Origin of the sequence: Streptomyces sp. NPDC014861, assembly GCF_043081625.1 — a bacterium.
Taxonomy (GTDB): domain Bacteria; phylum Actinomycetota; class Actinomycetes; order Streptomycetales; family Streptomycetaceae; genus Streptomyces.
On the sequence record NZ_JBIBWV010000003.1, the window covers coordinates 266,017 to 284,305 of the forward strand.

Below are 18,289 nucleotides of genomic sequence, written 5' to 3' on the forward strand. Positions count from 1 at the left end.
CCGTCAGTTGATCTTCACGAGGGGCGCGCTGACCGAGAGGGTGCTGCCGCCCTTCAGCTCCGTGCGCCGGGTGCCGTCCAGCGTGACCGTGGAGCCCCGCACGTCGAGCGCTCCGCCGGTCGCCAGCCGCACCTCGCCCTGCCCGCCGTCCACGCGCACACCCTGACGTGCCGTCACCGACACGCTCTCCCCGCTCAGTTCGAGGGCGCCGCGCTCGGCGTCGACGCTCACCCCGCCCGATGCAGTGATCGACACCTTCTCCTTCGCGGTGATCCGTACCGCCCCGTCGCTGCCGATGGTGACGGACGTCCCCGCCTGGTCCAGGTCGATCGTCAGCTTTCCGTCGCCGGTGCGCAGCCTCACCCCCCGCGGCCCGCCCGCCGCGTCGAGCAGCTCCAGCTTGTGCCCGCCCTTGGAGGCGAAGGCCCGCCGGTCCACGGCGCCCGACGTCGGGTCCACGGAGCCGCCGCCGGACGGCCGGTCCTGGCCGTTGTAGAGCCCGCCCAGGACGTACGGCCGGTCGAGGCGCCCCAGCTCGAAGCCCACCACCACCTCGTCGCCGACCTCCGGGATGTACGGTTCGCCGCCCCCCGTGCCGGCCGCCTGCGCGGTCCGCGCCCAGTCGCTCGCGTACTCGTCCGACAGCCACGGGAACGTCACCTTCACCCGGCCCGAACCCTCCGGGTCCTGCGTGTCCGTCACCGTCGCGTTGACGAGGCCGCCGGACCGGTGCCCGGTCGCGGGACCCCCGCCGGTGAGCCCGTACAGCGAGCGCTCCTGCTGCCCCGACACGCTGATCCAGGTCTCGTACCCGCGCAGCGCGTCGAAGACGTGGCGCGACGAGGTCACCGTGTACCGGCCCTCGAAGGGCGCGCCGACCGCGTTCAGCGCCACCGCCGTGCCCGCCCGCACCTCAGGGTTCCCCCGGATCACCGCCTCCAGTTCCGCGAACGAGCCCGCGATCCGCTCCGCGAGCGCCTTCGCCGCCCGGTCCACCCGCTCCTGCGTGCCGTACCCGCCGTCCGTCACCACGTGCCGGGCCTCCCCGAACGGCTCCGTCACCTCCGCGGCCGTCACCCCCAGCGCCAGCGTCGCCGACGCCCCCGCCGGGGCCCGCCCCACCAGGGCCCGCTTCCCCCGCACGTCCCAGCCCCGCACCTCCACCTCGGACACCTGCTCGGCCGCCGACACCGACGCCCGGCAGCGCAGCAGGTTCGCCCCCCGCTCCAGGACCAGCGGATCCCGGTCCGCGCGCGCCGAGGCGTCCGGCGCCCCGCCCGCCTCGGCCGGTCGCACCACGTGCAGCCGCCCGTCCCGTACGTACGCCTGCGCCCCCGCCTCCTCGGCGAGCCCGCGCACGAACTCCCAGTCGCTGACGTTCGCCTGCGCCACGTGGTCGAGCACCGGCCCCGCCACGTCCACCGTGCCCGGCGCGAGCCCGGCCCGCTGGGCGACCTGGGCGACGATGTCGGAGAGCGTCATGTTCTGGTACCCGGCCACCCGTGCCCCGCGCAACAGCCGGTACGTCTCGTCGAGCCCGCGCACCACGGTGTACGTGCCCGACTCGTCCAGCTCCAGTTCGAGCGCCGTCACCACCCCGTCGAGCAGCGGCCGCGGCTCCGTCCCGCCACCGCCCCGCGCGAGCAGCCGGATCTCCGCGCCGACCGCGATCCCGGCCCGCGCCAGCAGCGTGCCGTCCGGGTCGCGGAACCGCAGCAGGAACAGGTCCGGCAGCGTCCGGCTGTCGTCCACGTACCCCTCGACCAGGGTGTTCATCAGCCGGGCGGGCAGCGGACTCCCGCCGACCTCGACGACCAGCGCCGAGGCGACACCGGGCCCCGCCATCACCACCCCCGCCGGACCGGAGCGGACTCCTCGCGCAGCCGCCCGAGTTCGTCCGGCGCGGGGAGCAACAGACGTGTACCGGGCGCGAGTCGGAGCGGATCATCGATGCCGTTGGCCTCCGCGATCACCCGCCACGCCGCCGGGTCCCCGTACTCGCGCTGCGCGAGCGACGGCAGCGAGTCCCCGGCCGCCACCCGATGCGTACGCCGGGCCGTGAGCGCCCCCGAGGTCGGGTTCTGCCCGGGCGTCTCCCCGCTGATCTCCTCCATCGTCACCAGGCACACCGCCCGGATCGGCACGCCGGAGGTCGTGAACAGTGTGTATTTCGCCTGCACTTGGCTGACGTATCCGGGGAAGCCGGTCAGCCCGCCCCAGTGGAACACCACCCACGGGGGCGACGACCGCTGCTGCTGCCGTGACTCGCTCGTCGGCACGCAGCACGCGAACAGCTGCTCCACCGAGGTCACCACCCGGGTGTCCTGGGTGTCGGCCGCGTCGAAGAACATCTCCACCGTCAGCTTGCTCGGCTGCGGGCCCTGGTACTCGGGCGGCCCCGCGCTCTTCGCGCCCTTCGCCGGCGTCCGCTTCCACGCCGCCGCCTTGGTGAGGCTCAACTCCTTGGGGTTGAACTGGAAGTCGATCCTGCCGCACGGCGCCCCGGGGGTGAGGCCGCCGCCCGACGGCGGCGTCCGCAGCTCCAGATACGCGTGCTCCAGCTTCGGCCGGGCGGAACCACCCTTCCCTGCGGAGGCGACCCCGGACGTGCCGGCCGCGCTGAAGGCGATGGGCGCGCTCATGCCGCTCAGACCTCCATCACATAGCCGTGATGGGCGATCTCGATCGTCTCGATCGCCACCTTCGGCGACTCGGGCGTGAACGACGGTCCGGTCCACCGCACCGGCACCACCTCGAGAAGCCCCCACTGGGCGACCTTCCGCCCGTCCCCGGTCCGCGCCTCGATGTGCGCGGTCCTGCGGGTGAACCCGTTCGTCATCCCGGCGAACCAGCGCGCCACCTTCTCGGTCTCCCGGGTGAGCGGGCGCGACAGCTTCACGTGGGAGTACTTGAGCCGGGTCGGCAGCTGCCACACGTGCCCGTTGTTGCCGCCCTCCTCCCGGGTCTCCAGGACGACCTCGCAGCCCAGGCCCTCGCAGGTGTTGAAGGACCCGAGCTCGATGTCGTCGATGGTGACGACGAAGCAGACGCTGACGGCGGGGTCGTCGTTCTGGGCGGGGGTGGCCATGGAGCCGCTCCTTCCGGTGTTCGTTGCCTCACCCGGTCAGAACCGGGTGTCGATGAGCCGGCCGGCCCGCTCGCGCTCCAGCCGCAGCTCGGCCTTGAGGAGCCGGGCGAGCGAGGGGTACAGGGCGCGGACGAACTCGTCGGTGACGGGGGGAGTGCCGGGCGCGGTTGCCCCGGAGGCGGACTGAAGGGCGGCGGCGCCCGGATCGGACAGGCCCTCGGACGAGGCCTCGGACGAGGCCGGGGGCGGCGGGTCGGGCGCGGGATCCGGTGCCGCCGCCGTCGGGATGTCCTCCGGAGGCGGGGGCGGGGGCTCCTCGACGGCGACCTCGCGCTGGACGAAGGGCGCCGGGGACGCGGGACGCCCGGGGCCGGGTCGGCGCACCGGCGCCGGCGGGGCGAAGACCACGCTCCCGTCGGCCATGCGCTGGGCGATCCCGGCGGCGACGGCCACGTCCCCGGCGTCGCGGGGCGGCGGGGTCGTGATCGGCGAGAACGGGGCGGACGGTGCGGCGGGACGGGCGGCGGAGCCCGGGGCGGAGGCACGCTGGAGGGTGGTGGCCGCTCTGGGCGCGGGAGTGCGGCGCTGTACGGCGGGGGTGGGGGTCTCCCACCGCACGGGGACGACCGGCGGCGCGGGGACCGGGGCCCGGTGAGGGGCGCCCGCACCGGGCGCATTCGAGACCGGTGCTCGGTCCGGGGCGGGGGCGGGGGCGGGGGCGGCCGAGACGGTGCGCAGCACCAGGGGGCGGTCGGCGAGGAGCGGAGCCACAGGCTCTGGTACGGGCGCGGACTCCGGTGCCGGGGTGGGGAGCGGGGACGGCGCGGATTCCGCCGGTACGCGGGAGGGCACGGGGGCGGTCGGCGGTGGTGCGGGGAGAGGGTCTGAGGTGTGGGCGGCTTCGCGCTGGGCGGTCGCCGGGAGCGCGGGGAGCGGCGCGCCGAGGCCGGGCGTGCGGCGGGGCGCTGGTGCGGGAGGCTCGGGCGTTCCCGTGGGCGGGAGGGACCGCTGGACGGGAGAGAGGGTTCCGGGGCTGGTTCCGGGGCCGGTTTCGGAGCCGGGGACAGGTGCGGCGCCGTGGTCGGCGTCGGGGGTGCTCTCCGACCGAGGGGAATCGAGGAGCGGCTGCCCGCCGACCAGCGGGCGTACGGAGGATCCGGTGGTGGCCTCCGTCGTCAGGGCCCCCTCGGCGTCGACCGGGGCGGGCCCGTCGTACGCACTGGCCGCGAGCTCCGCCGGTGCCGAGGTGGCGGAGTCGGCCTTGCCCCCCGGAGGCTCGTACGACCGCTGAATCGCCGGGCCCGTCGCCTGACCTGAGGACTCCCGCCCAGGAGAGGACGGTACGCGGCCGGGGATCCGCGTGGCACCCTCGCGCTGGACCTGAGGTCGCACCGGTGCGAGGGCTGCGGGTTCGGCCGCCACCGCCGGCGGGTTGCCTCCGGCGCGTACCGGGAACCGCACCACCGACCGCTGGACGGGTGTCGTCACGCCCTCGACGACGCCGCTCGGCGCCTCCGCGCTGACGAGGTGGCCCAGAGGGGTGGAGAGGGCGGTCGGCTGCCGGGTGGGCAGTCCGCGCTCGAAGGCGGAGGGATCGGTGACGAGCGTCGGCGCGGTCAAGGTGCGCTGGATCGGCGGGAGTTCGACGACGTCGAAGCGATCCGCCCGGGACGGGGACGCCGGAGTCGCCTCCTGCGCGCCCGGGTGCGGCGGGCGGTCGGCGCCCCGTCCGCCGCGCAGCCAGGACAACAGTCCCATCGTTCCGCTCCCTCCCCGTCGGTCATCCTCCGCCGAGACGCGTCACATGGGCGACGAACCTCTGGCGTTCCGCGTGCTCCAGGTCGAGGAGCTGATCCAGCGGCCAGTGGAAGTGGTAGGCGAGGTATGCGACCTCCTCGTACAGCTGGTCGGCCGCGTACGTCACGATTCCCCCAGGCGGCCACCGGCGAGATCCACCGCGAACTCCTCCTGGCAGGACGGACAGGTGACGGCCGCGCGGGTGTGGCCCTCGGCGTTGATCCGCCGGTAGAAGTCCTGGAGGAAGGCCAGGTCGGACGCGAACAGGTCCTCGACGACGCCGGGATGGATGTCGTCGACGGTGCCGATCCGGGTGACCACGCGGGAGATGAGCACCACCGAGAGATACGCGGAGTTCTCCCGCACCCGGTCGTCCCGGAGCGGCACCAGCTCGTCGCGGGCGGTCGCGAGCCGCATGACGCCGTCGCGGTGGACGGTGCCGTGCTCGTCGACGTACCCGCGGGGCAGCCGGAACGGGAACTCGGTCCGCAGGCCCGCTTCCGCTCCGCCGGTGCCGTGATCGGCGGGAGACGGCGCGGCCGCCGTCGTCCGCCGCATCAGTCGACGTCCATGCTCTCGTAGGTGATGACCAGCTTCTCCGTCAGGACGGAGGTGTCGCCGGCCTTGAGCGCGCCGATCTCCAGCGACTTCGGCCAGGCGTTGATCAGCTTGTAGCGCTTGATCGGAAGGCCCTCGTAGTCGTAGACGATGATGGCCCCGTTCCGGCGCGCGTCGCCCATCCGGCCGAAGCGCGAGTCCTTGATCCACCGTTCGAAGCTGCTGTCCTCGGTGAGGCCGCGGGAGACGGTGACCTCTCCCGCCTTGGGCCGGCCGGGCAGCTTCTTGATGGCGTACTTGCCGTCGGCGGTGTTCTGCTTCAGCTCGATGACGTCCTGCTCCATCTTCAGGCCGCTGACCTCGGTGATCTGCCTGATGATGACGCTGTCGAACTCCAGACCGAAGGAATGCCCGACGGAACTGTCGAGATCGGGAAGGGGCACGAGGGACTCCTCACTCGTCGACGGCACCGGTGCCGCTGGTCAGCTGGGACAGGCGGAAGACCACGAACTCGGCCGGCCGGACCGGCGCCACCCCGATCTCGCAGATCACATGGCCCGAGTCGACGCTCTCCGGCGGGTTCGTCTCGCGGTCGCACTTCACGTAGAACGCCTCCTCGGGGTTGAGCCCGAACAGGGCGCCCTTGCGCCACTCGTTGACGAGGAAGGCGGCGACCGTGCGGCGGATCCGCGCCCACAGGGCGTCGTCGTTCGGCTCGAACACCACCCACTGGGTCCCGGCGAGGATCGACTCCTCCAGGTAGTTGAAGAGCCGCCGTACGTTGAGGTAACGCCACGACGGGTCGGAGGAGAGCGTCCGCGCGCCCCACACCCGGATGCCCCGGCCGGGGAACGCCCGGATGCAGTTGACGCCGATCGGGTTGAGCCGGTCGTGCTCGCCCTTCGTCAACCGCGTCCGGAGCGCGACGGCTCCCCGGACGACCTCGTTGGCCGGCGCCTTGTGCACCCCGCGCTGGTCGTCGTTGCGCGCCCACACCCCGGCGATGTGCCCGCTCGGCGGCACAGGGGAGATCCGTCCGGTGGACGGGTCCGCCACGTCGATCCACGGGTAGTACAGCGCCGCGTACTTGGAGTCGTACCCCGCCCGCTCGGAGCGCCAGCCGGCGACCTCCTGGGGGCTGAGTCCGGGCGGCGGATCGAGGACGGCGACGCGGTCGCCCATCAGCTCGCAGTGCGCGATGAGCCCCAGCTGGACGGCGATCACCCCGTCGAGGTCGATCAGCCCCCGCTCGTACGCGCTCATCAGGTCCGGCACCGCGACGGTCGTGACGTCCTCGACCGCCTCCAGGCCGCCGAGTCCGGAACGCCGGTCGGCGTCGCCGACGTACACCTCGGGAGTGAGGGCCGGCGCGGGGCCGTTCGCGGGGACGGGCAGCGCGGGAGCGAGTGTGACCGTCTGCGGCGCGGGGCGGGCCGGCGCGGCGCCGGTACCGGGCTCCGAGATCTCGATGAGCGCGGAGGAGGCGTTGACGCGGGTGGCGACGTTCTCCTTGCTGCGCTTGGTGGTGACGGAGGGGTACGTCTCGACCGGCTCGCCGTTCCGGGCGACGATCAGCCGGAAGGTGTCCGAGGGCGGGTCGTCGCCCTCGACGTCCGCGATCTCGACGGTGATCGTGCCGGTGACGCCGGGGCGGGCGACGACCGAGTACGCGCCGATGGCCGTGGGGCCGGTGGGGGCGTCGTCGTCCGTGGCGGTGACCTCGGAGGGCGCGGTGGTGCCGTCGTCGACGCGGACGACGTAACAGGTCCCGCCCCCGTTCGCGAAGAAGCCGTACACCGAGGACGCGAGGTACGTTCCCTCGACGAAGTCGCCGAAACGGCTCACGAACTGGCTCCAGTTCGTGATCAGCGTCGGCTCGTCGAAGGGCCCCTTACGGGCGAAGCCGACGAACGCGGCGACCGAGGTGCCGACCCCCTCGATCGGCCGCGAGCCGGACTGGACCTCCTCGACGTACACGCCGGGGGACAGATACGACGGCATTCGGTGCTCTCTCTCCTCGACGTCACTCTTCGACCGGGAAGCCGCTCCGCTCGAACCGCTCCCCTGGAACCACTCCCTTGCAACCGCGCCCTCGGGCAGCGCCTTCACAACCACGCCTTCGCCACCGCGCCCTCGGGCAGCGCCTTCACAACCACGCCTTCGCCACCGCGCGCTCGGGCAGCGCCTTCGCAATGGCGCCCTCGGACAGCGCCTTTGGAACCGGGCCATTCTCACGAGCGGTTCGATCACCCGGAACGGATGATCGGCCGCCCGCCCGGGCAGCGTGAACTGCCCGAAAGTGCAGGGGAGTCGGGAGTCCGACGCTCCCTCGTCGCCCTCCGTACGGGGACGGGCCGGCGGGCAGCCTGGCCGTGCGGCCACGGCGACCGGGGGAGGCGACGGATGAAGGACGTCCCGGAGAAGAGGCCGACGAGCGACCGCCCTTCCGGCCCGGCCCCGTCCGCCTCCCGGGCGCACGGACTCGCCCCGCACAGCGTCCAGCGCCTGCAGGGCGCGGTGGGCAACGCGGCGGTTGCGCGTCTGGTGGCCCAGCGGTACGTGGCCCCGGTGAAGACCCCCGCGAACGCCGCGCCCGGGTTCCGGCGGGTGGGCGCGGACGTGGCGGCGAAGAAGCGGACGATGGCGGCTCACGCCCCGGCGGCGGTGGAGTCGAAGTCGGCGCAGGACGCGGCGGTGGCGCCCCCCGACGACAAGGAGGCGCAGGGCAAGGCCGCGAACGCGGAGAAGATGAACGCCGCGAAACCCGGAGAGTTCGACAAGGCGGCGTTCGTCGCGGCGGTCGACAAGGCGATCGAGGCGCAGGCGCCGAAGAACCTCGACGAGGCCGACAAGTTCTCCAAGTCCGGTAAGGCCGACAGGGTGAAGGCGGAGGTCGACGGGAAGGTCGGCGAGGGCAAGGACACCTCGGCCCAGGACATCGAGACCGCGACCAAGGCCCCGCCGGACACGTCCGCGGCCAAGGACAAGCCGGTCACCCCGCTCGCCCCCGACAGCCCGCCGTCGAACCCGGGCGCGCCGTCCGCGTCCGACGCGATCCCGGAGAAGCAGCCGCCGGCGGTGACGGACTTCTCGCAGGGCCCGGCGGAGAACGACAAGGCGATGGCCGACGCCGAGGTCACGGAGGAGCAGCTGGCCAAGGGCAACGAGCCGGAGTTCGACGACGCGCTGAAGGCGAAGAAGACGGCGGAGACGGACTCCGCCAAGGCCCCCGGCAAGGCGCACTCGGCCGAGGACCAGCAGTTGGCGACGGCGAAAGCGGGCGCGGCGGCGGCCGGCGCGCAGGCGATGAACACGCTCACGGCGACGCGGACGGCGGCGGGCAAGGCGGTCGACGGCGGCAAGGGCGAGACGAAGTCGAAGGACGAGCGGAAGCGGGCCGAGGTCACCGCGAAGCTCCAGAAGGTCTTCGACACGACGAAGAAGGACGTCGAGGCGACCCTGACGGGCCTCGACCAGAAGGTCGACACGGCCTTCACGTCGGGCGAGAAGTCGGCGCGCGACGCCTTCACGGCGGACCACAAGACCCGCATGAAGAAGTACAAGGACAAGCGCTACAGCGGCTTCCTGGGCAAGGGCCGCTGGCTGAAGGACAAGTTCGCGGGCCTGCCGAAGGAGGCGAACGACCTCTACCAGGAGTCGCGCAAGCTGTACGTGGCCCGCATGCGCACGGTCATCTCGTCCGTGGCGGACCTGATCGGCGTGGAACTGGGCCGAGCGAAGGCGCGCATCGCGCAGGGCCGGACCGACCTCAGGGCGGAGGTCGACAAGCTCCCCGCCGACCTGAAGGCCTTCGGCGAGGAGGCGCAGCAGGACTTCGCCGGCAAGTTCGAGGACCTGGAAGCGAGCGTCGACGAGAAGTCGCAGCAGCTGGTCCAAGACCTGGCCAACAAGTACACGGCCGCTCTGAACGCGGTGGACGAGGAGATCAAGAAGCTCCAGGAGGCCAACAAGGGCCTGATCGACAAGGCGAAGGACGCCATCGTCGGTGTCATCAAGACGATCAACGAACTGAAGAACCTTCTGCTGGGCATCCTGGCGAAGGCGGCCTCCGCCATCATGAAGATCATCAAGGATCCCATCGGATTCCTGGGAAACCTGGTGAAGGCGGTAGGAGCCGGCCTCAACCTCTTCATCGCGAACATCGGCACCCACCTGAAAACGGGCCTGGTCTCCTGGCTCCTGGGCACAGCGACGAAGGCGGGCCTCGAACTCCCGCAACGCTTCGACCTCCGCGGCGTCATCACCCTCATCACCTCCCTCCTGGGCCTCACCTGGGACAACATCCGCACCCGCATCACCCGCAAGGGCGTCCCCGAAGAGGCGATGACGGCGGTGGAGTCGACGGTCCCGGTGGCCCAGTCCCTGGCGAGGGAGGGCCCGGCGGGCGCGGTCGAGCAGATCCAGGCGGAAACGGGCGACCTGAAATCCACGATCCTGTCAAAACTGACGGAATACCTGGTCCCCACCGTCATCATCGCCGGCGTCACCTGGATCCTCTCCCTCCTCAACCCCGCCTCCGCCTTCGTCCGCGCGGTCAAGGGCATCATCGACATCGTCACCTTCGTGGTGACCCAGGGCGCCCAGATAGCCGATTTCGTGAACGCGGTCCTGGACGCGGTCATCCAGATAGCCAACGGCGGCGCGGCCGGCGTCCCCAAAATGGTCGAAACGGCCTTGGCCGCCAGCATCCCCCTCCTCATCGGCTTCCTGGCCGCCCTCCTGGGCATAGGCAACCTCGCCCACAAGGTCCGCTCGGTCTTCCAGTCGGTCTCCCGCCCTGTGAATCGCGCGATCGACAAGATCGTCGACTTCCTGGCCAAGAAGGGCAAAGCGCTCTGGCAGAAGCTGAAGGAGACGAAGGGCCGAAGGGGCGACGGTAGTGATAAGGGCAGTCGGGACGACACTCCGCAAGGGAAGCAGAGAAGGCTCGACCAAGGGGTCCGTGAGGCGCTCAGGACGGTCAACGCCTATGAAGGGAGGCGTTTCCGGGAGGAGGAGGTCAAGCCCGAACTGGAGCGTATCCGCAGGAAGTATGGGCTCACCGAACTCAGGGCCGTGGAAGGGAGCGGCGAGTGGACGGTCGAGGGCGCTGTCAACCCCAGATGGAGGGGTAGTTCCCGAGCTCCGACGGACGAGGTCATCGAGCAGAGCATCAAGGATGTTCTTGCTAAATACGGTCCCAAGCGTGCGGCGTTCATTCACGAGCGATGGGGGAGTCGGCTCTCTCGATCCAAGATCGACGGAAACTCGATATGGACGGTGGCAGACCTCCGGGGGACCGATGCGGAGGCCCTCGCTGAGTTGAGCCTGCCGGCCACGCGAGCGAAACTGATCGACTACTTCAATGAGCCGCGTGACCCGAAGCTGCTGGCGGATACGAACAGGTTCAGAGATTTCGCGCTGATCAACAACCCTGCCGATCCGCCACACGACGTCCGTGAGACGTTCAACGACAATCTCGGAAAGGAGGCGCTCAAGGTCCTCCAGGGCTCCAGCAGCGCGGCGCGGATCAGGGATCTCGCCGCGGACACGAGCGACGAAGCCCTGGTGGGCAAGCTTTCGGAGATAAAATTCGACCCCAAGCACGACGACTTCGGAGGGTTTGTCAACCTTCCGGGAACGCATGCCTCTGCGGACATCGAACTCAAGGACGCGGTGGAGGCATCGAAGAACTTGGGGACAGAGAAACCCATCATCAACTTCCTCAAAGCCATGGTCGAGAAGGGTGAAGCGGGTGGGATGAAGTCCGACAAGTTCCTTGAGCTGTGGGGGGTCGGAGCCAACGCGGAGTGGGTCAAGGACAGATTCCGTGATGTGGCGTCGGGGCGTCATGAATGGATCCCGTCGAACTACATCGGGCGCGTCCTCGAAATCGCGATCAAGGCCAAGGAATCCCATCACGTGGATGTGGCGAAGGGGTGGATCACCCTTCAGAGCTCTCTTCGGTCGTTCACCTGTGACGTCATCTGGGATCTTCGTGTGCATAGCGAGACCACCGCTGTGAACGCCGGAAATCTTCACGCTCACACAGGTGCCTTCACCGAGAACACCTACAGCGCCCACGCTGACCCTGTCTATCATGGCGACCCGGACAAGCGTGAGGGGGCCGAGTCACAAGGGTCCGGGATACCCGTGGTAGGAGAGGTCAGGATCGCTCCCGGTGGACTTCGGGGCATCTTCGAGAGCTATCTGGACTCGGAGGGGATTGAGGGCGCGACCCCGAAGGGGTTTCTCGCCCACTTGCGCGGCCTGCTTGAGGGGGGCGCTCTCATGTGGGACGGAGGACTGCACCCCGACCTTCCGTCAAGGGTCCGCGATCTCCCCATATCGGGCACATATAAGAAGAAGACCGTCGAGGTAGGAGACGTCAATACTGCTACGAACGTGACGATCGAAGAAATGAGTGGGCTCACGGTGGGCGGACTGGCTGCTCTGCAGAAGGAGAACTACCTGAGAGTCGTCGCGAACTTCAGCTACGCCAGACAGCAATTGGGTTGACGGATCGAGATGGTGGAAGGTGGATCGATGTCGGATTCAGCAGTACGCGAGGCGATCGAGGCGAAGCTGGGGGAGGGATTCGAGCGCTCGCCGGAACGCGTGCGCGCTCTGGACGTCCTGACAGTCAACCATGCCCGGGGCCTTGACGGCCTCGCCGCATGCGAGAACCTTGCCATTCTGGTTTTGGCCGGGTGTGAGCCGGCGAACCTCCACGAGCTCTCACGGCTCGCGTCGCTCGGGCTCGTCTCCTTCGCGGACTCCGCTGTCGGGAGTATTGGAGCCCTGAGCGGGCTCGCACTTCACACCGTGCACATCGAGCGGTCCGAAGCCCTGGACATCACGCCCCTCCTTGACTGCTCCGGGCTGGTAGAGGTTCATCTGAAAGGATCGGCTCTGGCCGATCACGCCTACGACACCGTCATTCCGCAACTGAGGGAGCGCGGCATCGACGTGGTGTGCCCGGACGCCACAGAGCGAGAGCTCACGGCGCTGCTCCGGGACAAGGGGCTGCGCATGAACTACTACCGGCGCGGCCAGGAGTATCGGCTGTGTCGGCCCGGTCTCTCGCTCACCGAGCGCCCGGAGGTCAATCATCCCCCCATCGCGCCCGACGACCTTCGCGCGATGGTGGCATCGGACCCGGCCGGGGTCGCAGCTCTCTTCGACCGCACCCTCTGATCCTCAGCTCAGCATCTCCAAGTACCGCCCGAACTCCGAGGCAAGAGTCAGCCGGCCCAGTTTCTGGTACTCCCGCTGCACCGCATGGATCAGCATCGGCATGGTCAGGGGGCCGGCTGCCTCCGCCGCCAGGTACGCCGCCGTCACCGCGATCGAGCGGATGTTGCCGCCCGACAGTTCGAAGGCTTCGGCGCAGAAGGCGAGGTCCAGGTCGCCGGCGCGGGGGAGGTGGGGGCCGAGGGTGCGGTCCCACAGCACACGGCGTTGGGGGGCGTCGGGGACCGGGAAGTCGATGATCAGGTCCAGGCGGCGGGTGAAGGCGTCGTCCAGGTTCGCGCGGAGGTTGGTGGCCAGGATGGCCAGGCCGTCGAAGGACTCCATGCGTTGCAGGAGGTAGGCGGACTCCACGTTGGCGTAGCGGTCGTGGGCGTCCTTCACGTCGGAGCGTTTGCCGAAGACGGCGTCCGCCTCGTCGAAGAGGAGGACGCCGTTGACGCCGGCCGCTTCCGTGAAGATGCGTTCCAGGTTCTTCTCCGTTTCGCCCACGTACTTGTCGATGACCGTCGCCAGGTCGACCGTGTAGAGGTCCAGGCCCAGGTCCGCCGCGATCACCTCCGCCGACATCGTCTTTCCCGTGCCCGAGTCGCCGGCGAACAGGGCCGCCACGCCCCGGCCCCTGCCGCCGCCGGGGCGCATCGACCAGGTGCCCAGGACGTGGTCGCGGTGGCGGGCCCGGGAGGTCAGTTCGCGGAGTTGGGTCTCCGTGTCCGGGGGGAGGACCAGGTCGGGCCAGCCGACCGTGGGTTCGATGCGGCGGGCCAGGCGGTCCAGGCCGGCCGCGTTCTGGGCCCGGGCGCCCTGGCGTATGTGGTCGGCGGTGACGTCGGTCGACTCCAGGCCCGCCTTCTGCGTCGCCGCCCTCGCCGAGCGGACGATCTGCTCCGGGGTCAGGAGGAAGGGGGCCAGGATGTCCTCCACCGGGAGCCGCACGTCCCCGCCCGCGCTCTCGCGCCACAACTCCGCCCGCGCCTCCGGGCCCACCCTCGGGGCTCGTACCAGCAGCGGCGGTGCCGTCGACCAGGCCGCGTCCCAGGGGGCGCGGCCCACCAGGGCCACCTGCACCGGCAGGTCCGTCACCGCGCGCAGCAGGCCCGGGTGTTCCCGCGCCACCGCGTCCACGGGTGCGCACACCAGGCCCGCGCGCGTCAGGCGTGCCTCGCGGAGGAGGCAGCGGACCGCTTCCCTCGGCGCGGGGTCCTCGGCGAGGCGGGCCAGGTCGACGCCCAGGACGGCGCGGCCCGCCGCCGAGAGGGCCGACGCGGCCAGGGCCGTACCCGCGCCGCCCTGGTCCTCCTGGAGGTAGAGCAGCGCGGAGGGTTCTCTCAGGAAGCGGGCCAGTGGCGCCGGGTCGCCCACGCCGCGTACCGGCTCCCAGGGGGCTCGTACGTCGGTGAGGCGGGGGTCCGGGGTGTCGTCGCCCAGGAGGTGTGCGGTCACCCGGTCGGGGACGCGCAGCGCGCGGCCGAGGAAGGGGCGGTCCCGGTCCTCGACCAGGAGGAGGCCGCCCGCTCGCAGCGGGGCGCGTTCGCCGAGTCTCGCCCTCGCCTCGCGGTCCGCGTGCGGCAGGCCGCACAGACCGAGGGCCAGGCCCGCCGACGGCCTGCGCCGGGTCACGTCGTCGTTGAGGTAGCCGTAGAACGCCTCGAAGCGGTCGTCCAGATCCGGCAGCAGCGCGATCAGCAGGATGTCCACGTCCAGGGCGGACAGACCGAAGTCCGCGGCCAGCGTGCCCAGTCGGGAGCCCGCGGGCGGCGGCGGCAGGGGGTCCGCCCGGGGGAAGGGGCGGGGTGCGTCCAGCAGGCGCTCCACCGCCTCCTCCGTCAGGTACAGGCCTCGGAACGCGTCGTCCGGATCCGGGTCCACCGCCCGCCGCGCCTCCACCGCCCGGCGGACGCGTAACTCCATCTCCCTTGCTCTGGACAGGAGTTCGGCCGTCACCGGGTGGGCCCGTCGCCGAACCGGACGTCCAGGCCCTCCTCGCCGACCGGCGGACCCGCCGCGTACCTCGGCGACGCCGTCACCGGCACGCTCACCACCAGGTCGAGCGACGGTTTGAGTTCGCCTCCCAGCGCGCTCCACACATCCGCGAACGAGCGGTCCTCCGGGGGCGGGAGGGCGATGGACAGGGGCACCGGCGCCCCGATCTCCGCGAGCGTGCCGGTGAGTCGCGCCGGAGGCAGCGCCTCGTACCGCAGCAGACAGGCCAGGAGCGAGGACAGCAGGCGGTGTTCGTCCTCGGGGCGCTTCGTCCACGCCGTGATGAGGTACGAGAGCTTGAAGTAGCGGGGTGGGCGGCGGCGGGCCACGACCACGCCGCGCTCGTCGTACTCGTTGTGCAGGCCGCGCTCGCGCCGCCGCATGTCCTCGCGGATGTCGTACAGGTACAGGTTCACCATCGGCGCGTTCACCTTCGCCGCCCATTCGCGCGTGGGCGCGTCGAAGACCACGGCCACCTGTCCGCCCTCCAGGACCTCCGCGCGGATGAGCGAGCGCAGGACGTCGTCGACCTCGTGGATCAAGGGACCGTCACCCCCGGCCCGCGAAGTCCGGCGGCTGGAGGGCGTGTCGCACCACCAGCACGGGCGCCTCCAGGCGCTCCAGGCGGGCCACTTCCGCGCGCAGCAGCCGCGGTCCGGTCCGGTCCTTGCGCAGCACCAGCACCTGTGTCTCGAAGCGGCCGTCGCGCCCCACCGTCAGCGGGGCCGTGTCGGCCGTCAGGCCGGTGGACCAGACGAGCCGCACCCGTTCGCCGGGCGGGAAGTCCGTCCCCCGTACGAAGACGGGCTCGCCGGGCCTGACCACGCGCGGGGTCACCTCCAGGCGCGGCTGCGCCACCCGGAGCGAGGCCGTCGCCGTGTTGTCCTCGGGCTGCGGGTCGGGCAGGCGGTCGCGGACGGTGGCCCGGACCGCACCGGTCACCGACTCCGGGTAGGTGGCCGTCTGGGTGACGACCACCCGACCGCCGGGCGGGAGGGTGCAGGGCGCGGCGGTCGTGCAGCGGTCGGTACGGGACAGGGCGCGGCCCGCGCCGGTCGGCCACGAGGTGTCGAGGGTGACGTTCCGGGCGGTGTCCGGACCGGCGTTGGTGAGCGTGTAGCGGGCGACGACCGCCCTGCCCGTGTAGGCGCGCCCGGGGGAGAGGGCGAGGGACACGGCCACGTCCGCCACGGACGGGGGCACGGGCGGCGAGGGCGGGTCACCGCCGGGGGGTACGACCGGGGGCGACACGCGGAACTCTGCCGTGTCGCTCGCGGTGTTGCCGGCCGCGTCGGTCGCCGTGCAGGTCACCGTGGTGGTGCCCACCGGGAAGACGGAGCCCGACGCCGGTACGCAGGTCGGCGTCAGCGGTCCGTCGTGGGCGTCCACGGCGGTCGCCGTGAACGCGATGGGGGCGCCTTCGGGACCGCCGGCCCGAGCGGTGCGGTCGTCGACGGTGACGACCGGGCCGGCCACGTCGTTCACGGTGATCGAGATCCGCTGCTCGTACCCCGGGTCGACCGCCGCCGTCCCGATCGCCGGGGTGTCCGGGGCCTGGGTCCCGAGCAGGAACTCGACGGTGCAGGTGAGGGCGGCACCCTGGGGCGCGTCGGGTGCGACCGTGATGGTCTCGGTGAAGGCGGCGGTCTCGCCGCTGACGACATCGCGCGTGGGCGGGTCGAGGGAGACGGTGAGCCCGGGGTCGCAGGAAGCCGGGCGATGGCCGACCCGGGTGGGGAGGTTGCCGAGTCCGTCGACGATGGCCTCGGCGACCCGGTCGGGGTCGATGCCGCTCAGCTTGCGGCCGCCGGTCGCCTCGATGATGCGGGTGGCCTGGCCGGGGGTGGTGCGCGGGTTCTCGATCTGGGACGGGTTGCCGGCGTATCCCGTACCGTCGAGGCCGTCGCCGACCGAGGTGTCCACGTCGATGCCGAGGACTCGGGCGTTCGCGTCCTGGAGGGCGAAGATCGTGTCCTCGATGGTGTGGCCGTCGCTGGGGTTGTGGCTCGACGCGTCGCTGACGAGGACGATCACCGGGCTGGAGTTCTCCCGGAAGACGGTCCGGCCGCCGGCTCCGTTCGCGATCTGCCACAGGCCGTTGATCCAGTCCTCGGAAGGCCCCATGCTGCCGTTGCCCAGGGCGGTGCCGAGCAGGTTCACCCCGGTGCGCAACCGCTCCTCGTCCTGCGTGAGTTCGGCCGTGACGTCGAATCCGGCCCCGGGATCCACCTGCTGGTCGCCGAAGGTCGCCACCGCGAACCTGGCCTCGGGCTGGTTCGACCGCACCTTGTCGATGATGCTCGAAAGCCCGCTCCGTACGTCGGTGATGACCGGGTTCATGCTGAAGGTGCCGTCCACCAGCAGCACCACCTCAGGCATCGGCGGCACCGGCGGCGTCAGGACCCGCTTGTCGACCGTGAGCGAAGCACCCGGGTCCAGCGCCTGCGCGACGCTCGCCGGCGTCACCGGCTCGACCGGCACCGGCACCGCCGTCGCGGACGTCGACGCCGGGACGACCCCGGCGAGCAGCAGCAGCGCGAGCCCGGCCCGGGCGGACGTGCGCCGACCGGGCCGGCGGGGCGCCGTCGGCCTCGTACGCCCGGACGACTGGAACCAGCGCACGGCACAACCCCCTCGGCCTCACGTCGCTCGACGGCCCGAGGATGCCGTACCGCGCCGTCGTCGTCAGCGCGCCTCAAGTCACCGTCGGGGGAAGCGACTTCTGCCCCTTGAGGCAGGAGGCGGCGGGCGGACCGTCCCCGTCTCAGATCAGCCCCTGGCGCATCGCGTACGCCACCGCGTGCGACCGGTTGCGCAGTTGGAGGCGGGTGATCACCGCGTGCAGCACGTTCTTGATGGTCCGCTCGGAGTACGAGAGCTTCGCGGCGATGTCCGCCGTGTCGTAGCCCTCCGCCACCAGGCGCAGCACGTCCACCTCGCGCGCCGCGAGCCCGGTGAAGTGCAGCCCGCGCGGGCCGAGGACCTGGCCCTGGAGCCGGCCGACCTCCTCCAGGAGACGTCCGACCAGGTCGGAGGGGAGGTGCCCGGCGCCCTTGGCGACCGTGCCGATGACGTGGACGAGATGCTCGGGGGTCGCCTCGGAGCGCCGGATCACCCCGGCGACCCCGCACTCCGCCGCACTGACCAGCTTCTGTTCGTCGATGTCGGTGGTCACGAGGACGGGGCGGGAGGTGCTGGTCCTGCGGATGTGACGGAGCAGCCGCAGGACGTCCTCGTCGACGGTGTCCACCACGAGCACGACGACCTCGGGCGCCGGATCGGCGGTCTCGCTCCACTCCGTCACGGAGATCTCGGGCCGGGTCCGTAACTGACTCGTCACCCCGGCCTGGGAGATCGGGTCCTGCGCGCGCAGTGCTACAGCCGTACGTTCCATGGTCGTGCTCCCCCCCGGGGCAAACGGCGAACGACGCGCGGGACGTACGGTCTCCATGGACGACACGTGAAGACCGAGAGCCTCACCGGAAGCGCCAACAACGCCAGTCTCATTGGTAGTTCGGCGGACTGGAGATGCCCTGACTGACCGTCACGAAAACTGAATCGTTGCTTCGGGCACGGAATCTGCCCGAAAGTGTTCCTTCGCCGACGATGCTG

At 71.3% G+C, this 18,289-nt stretch carries 14 protein-coding genes; 2 read left to right on the plus strand and 12 right to left on the minus strand.

Annotated features, from left to right (window positions below):
• Nucleotides 1-3: 3 nt before the first annotated feature.
• Genes ACF1BN_RS07885 through ACF1BN_RS07920 form a run of 8 tightly spaced genes read right to left on the minus strand, consistent with a single transcriptional unit; the run spans nt 4 to nt 7,444 of the window.
• A complete protein-coding gene (locus ACF1BN_RS07885) occupies nt 4-1,845 on the minus strand; it encodes a VgrG-related protein (protein WP_392330709.1) in 1,842 nt (613 codons plus the stop codon).
• The gene (locus ACF1BN_RS07890) at nt 1,845-2,642 is read right to left on the minus strand and encodes a LysM peptidoglycan-binding domain-containing protein (protein ID WP_392330710.1); all 798 of its coding nucleotides are present in this window, start codon (nt 2,640-2,642) and stop codon (nt 1,845-1,847) included. The genes ACF1BN_RS07885 and ACF1BN_RS07890 overlap by 1 nt, the downstream gene beginning before the upstream one ends.
• Nucleotides 2,643-2,647: 5 nt before the next feature.
• Nucleotides 2,648-3,088 carry a phage tail protein gene (locus ACF1BN_RS07895; RefSeq protein WP_392330711.1) on the minus strand — a complete coding sequence of 147 codons (441 nt, stop codon included), beginning with the start codon at nt 3,086-3,088 and terminating at the stop codon, nt 2,648-2,650.
• 36 nt (nt 3,089-3,124) lie between these two features.
• A complete protein-coding gene (locus ACF1BN_RS07900) occupies nt 3,125-4,846 on the minus strand; it encodes a hypothetical protein (protein ID WP_392330712.1) in 1,722 nt (573 codons plus the stop codon).
• A 22-nt stretch (nt 4,847-4,868) separates the two neighbouring features.
• The gene (locus ACF1BN_RS07905) at nt 4,869-5,012 is read right to left on the minus strand and encodes a DUF6760 family protein (RefSeq protein WP_392330713.1); all 144 of its coding nucleotides are present in this window, start codon (nt 5,010-5,012) and stop codon (nt 4,869-4,871) included.
• Nucleotides 5,009-5,443 (minus strand): hypothetical protein, encoded by a 435-nt coding sequence (locus ACF1BN_RS07910; protein ID WP_392330714.1) that lies wholly within the window; start codon nt 5,441-5,443, stop codon nt 5,009-5,011. Before ACF1BN_RS07910 ends, ACF1BN_RS07905 begins: the two co-directional genes overlap by 4 nt.
• A complete protein-coding gene (locus ACF1BN_RS07915) occupies nt 5,443-5,886 on the minus strand; it encodes a phage tail protein (RefSeq protein WP_392330715.1) in 444 nt (147 codons plus the stop codon). The genes ACF1BN_RS07910 and ACF1BN_RS07915 overlap by 1 nt, the downstream gene beginning before the upstream one ends.
• 10 nt (nt 5,887-5,896) lie before the next feature.
• Nucleotides 5,897-7,444, minus strand: coding sequence for a phage tail sheath family protein (locus ACF1BN_RS07920; protein ID WP_392330716.1), 1,548 nt, complete (start codon nt 7,442-7,444; stop codon nt 5,897-5,899).
• A gap of 402 nt (nt 7,445-7,846) precedes the next feature.
• On the opposite strand from ACF1BN_RS07920, the gene ACF1BN_RS07925 reads away from it, so the two are divergent.
• Both ACF1BN_RS07925 and ACF1BN_RS07930 read left to right on the plus strand, forming a co-directional pair.
• Entirely contained in the window at nt 7,847-11,962 is a 4,116-nt protein-coding gene (locus ACF1BN_RS07925) for a hypothetical protein (protein WP_392330717.1), read from the plus strand.
• Nucleotides 11,963-11,989: 27 nt separating this feature from the next.
• A complete protein-coding gene (locus ACF1BN_RS07930; protein ID WP_392330718.1) occupies nt 11,990-12,640 on the plus strand; it encodes a hypothetical protein in 651 nt (216 codons plus the stop codon).
• 3 nt (nt 12,641-12,643) lie between these two features.
• On the opposite strand, the gene ACF1BN_RS07935 is transcribed toward ACF1BN_RS07930, so the two are convergent.
• The 4 genes from ACF1BN_RS07935 to ACF1BN_RS07950 all read right to left on the minus strand — a co-directional run bounded on the left by ACF1BN_RS07935 (nt 12,644) and on the right by ACF1BN_RS07950 (nt 18,071).
• Nucleotides 12,644-14,605: an AAA family ATPase gene (locus ACF1BN_RS07935; protein WP_392330719.1), complete on the minus strand. Its 1,962-nt coding sequence runs from the start codon at nt 14,603-14,605 to the stop codon at nt 12,644-12,646.
• Between the two features lie 29 nt (nt 14,606-14,634).
• Nucleotides 14,635-15,219: a DUF4255 domain-containing protein gene (locus tag ACF1BN_RS07940; protein ID WP_392330720.1), complete on the minus strand. Its 585-nt coding sequence runs from the start codon at nt 15,217-15,219 to the stop codon at nt 14,635-14,637.
• Nucleotides 15,220-15,226: 7 nt separating this feature from the next.
• On the minus strand, nt 15,227-17,299 hold the full coding sequence (locus tag ACF1BN_RS07945; protein ID WP_392330721.1) for an HYR domain-containing protein: 2,073 nt from the start codon (nt 17,297-17,299) through the stop codon (nt 15,227-15,229).
• A 142-nt stretch (nt 17,300-17,441) separates the two neighbouring features.
• Nucleotides 17,442-18,071 carry a response regulator transcription factor gene (locus tag ACF1BN_RS07950; RefSeq protein ID WP_392330722.1) on the minus strand — a complete coding sequence of 210 codons (630 nt, stop codon included), beginning with the start codon at nt 18,069-18,071 and terminating at the stop codon, nt 17,442-17,444.
• Between the last annotated feature and the right edge of the window lie 218 nt (nt 18,072-18,289).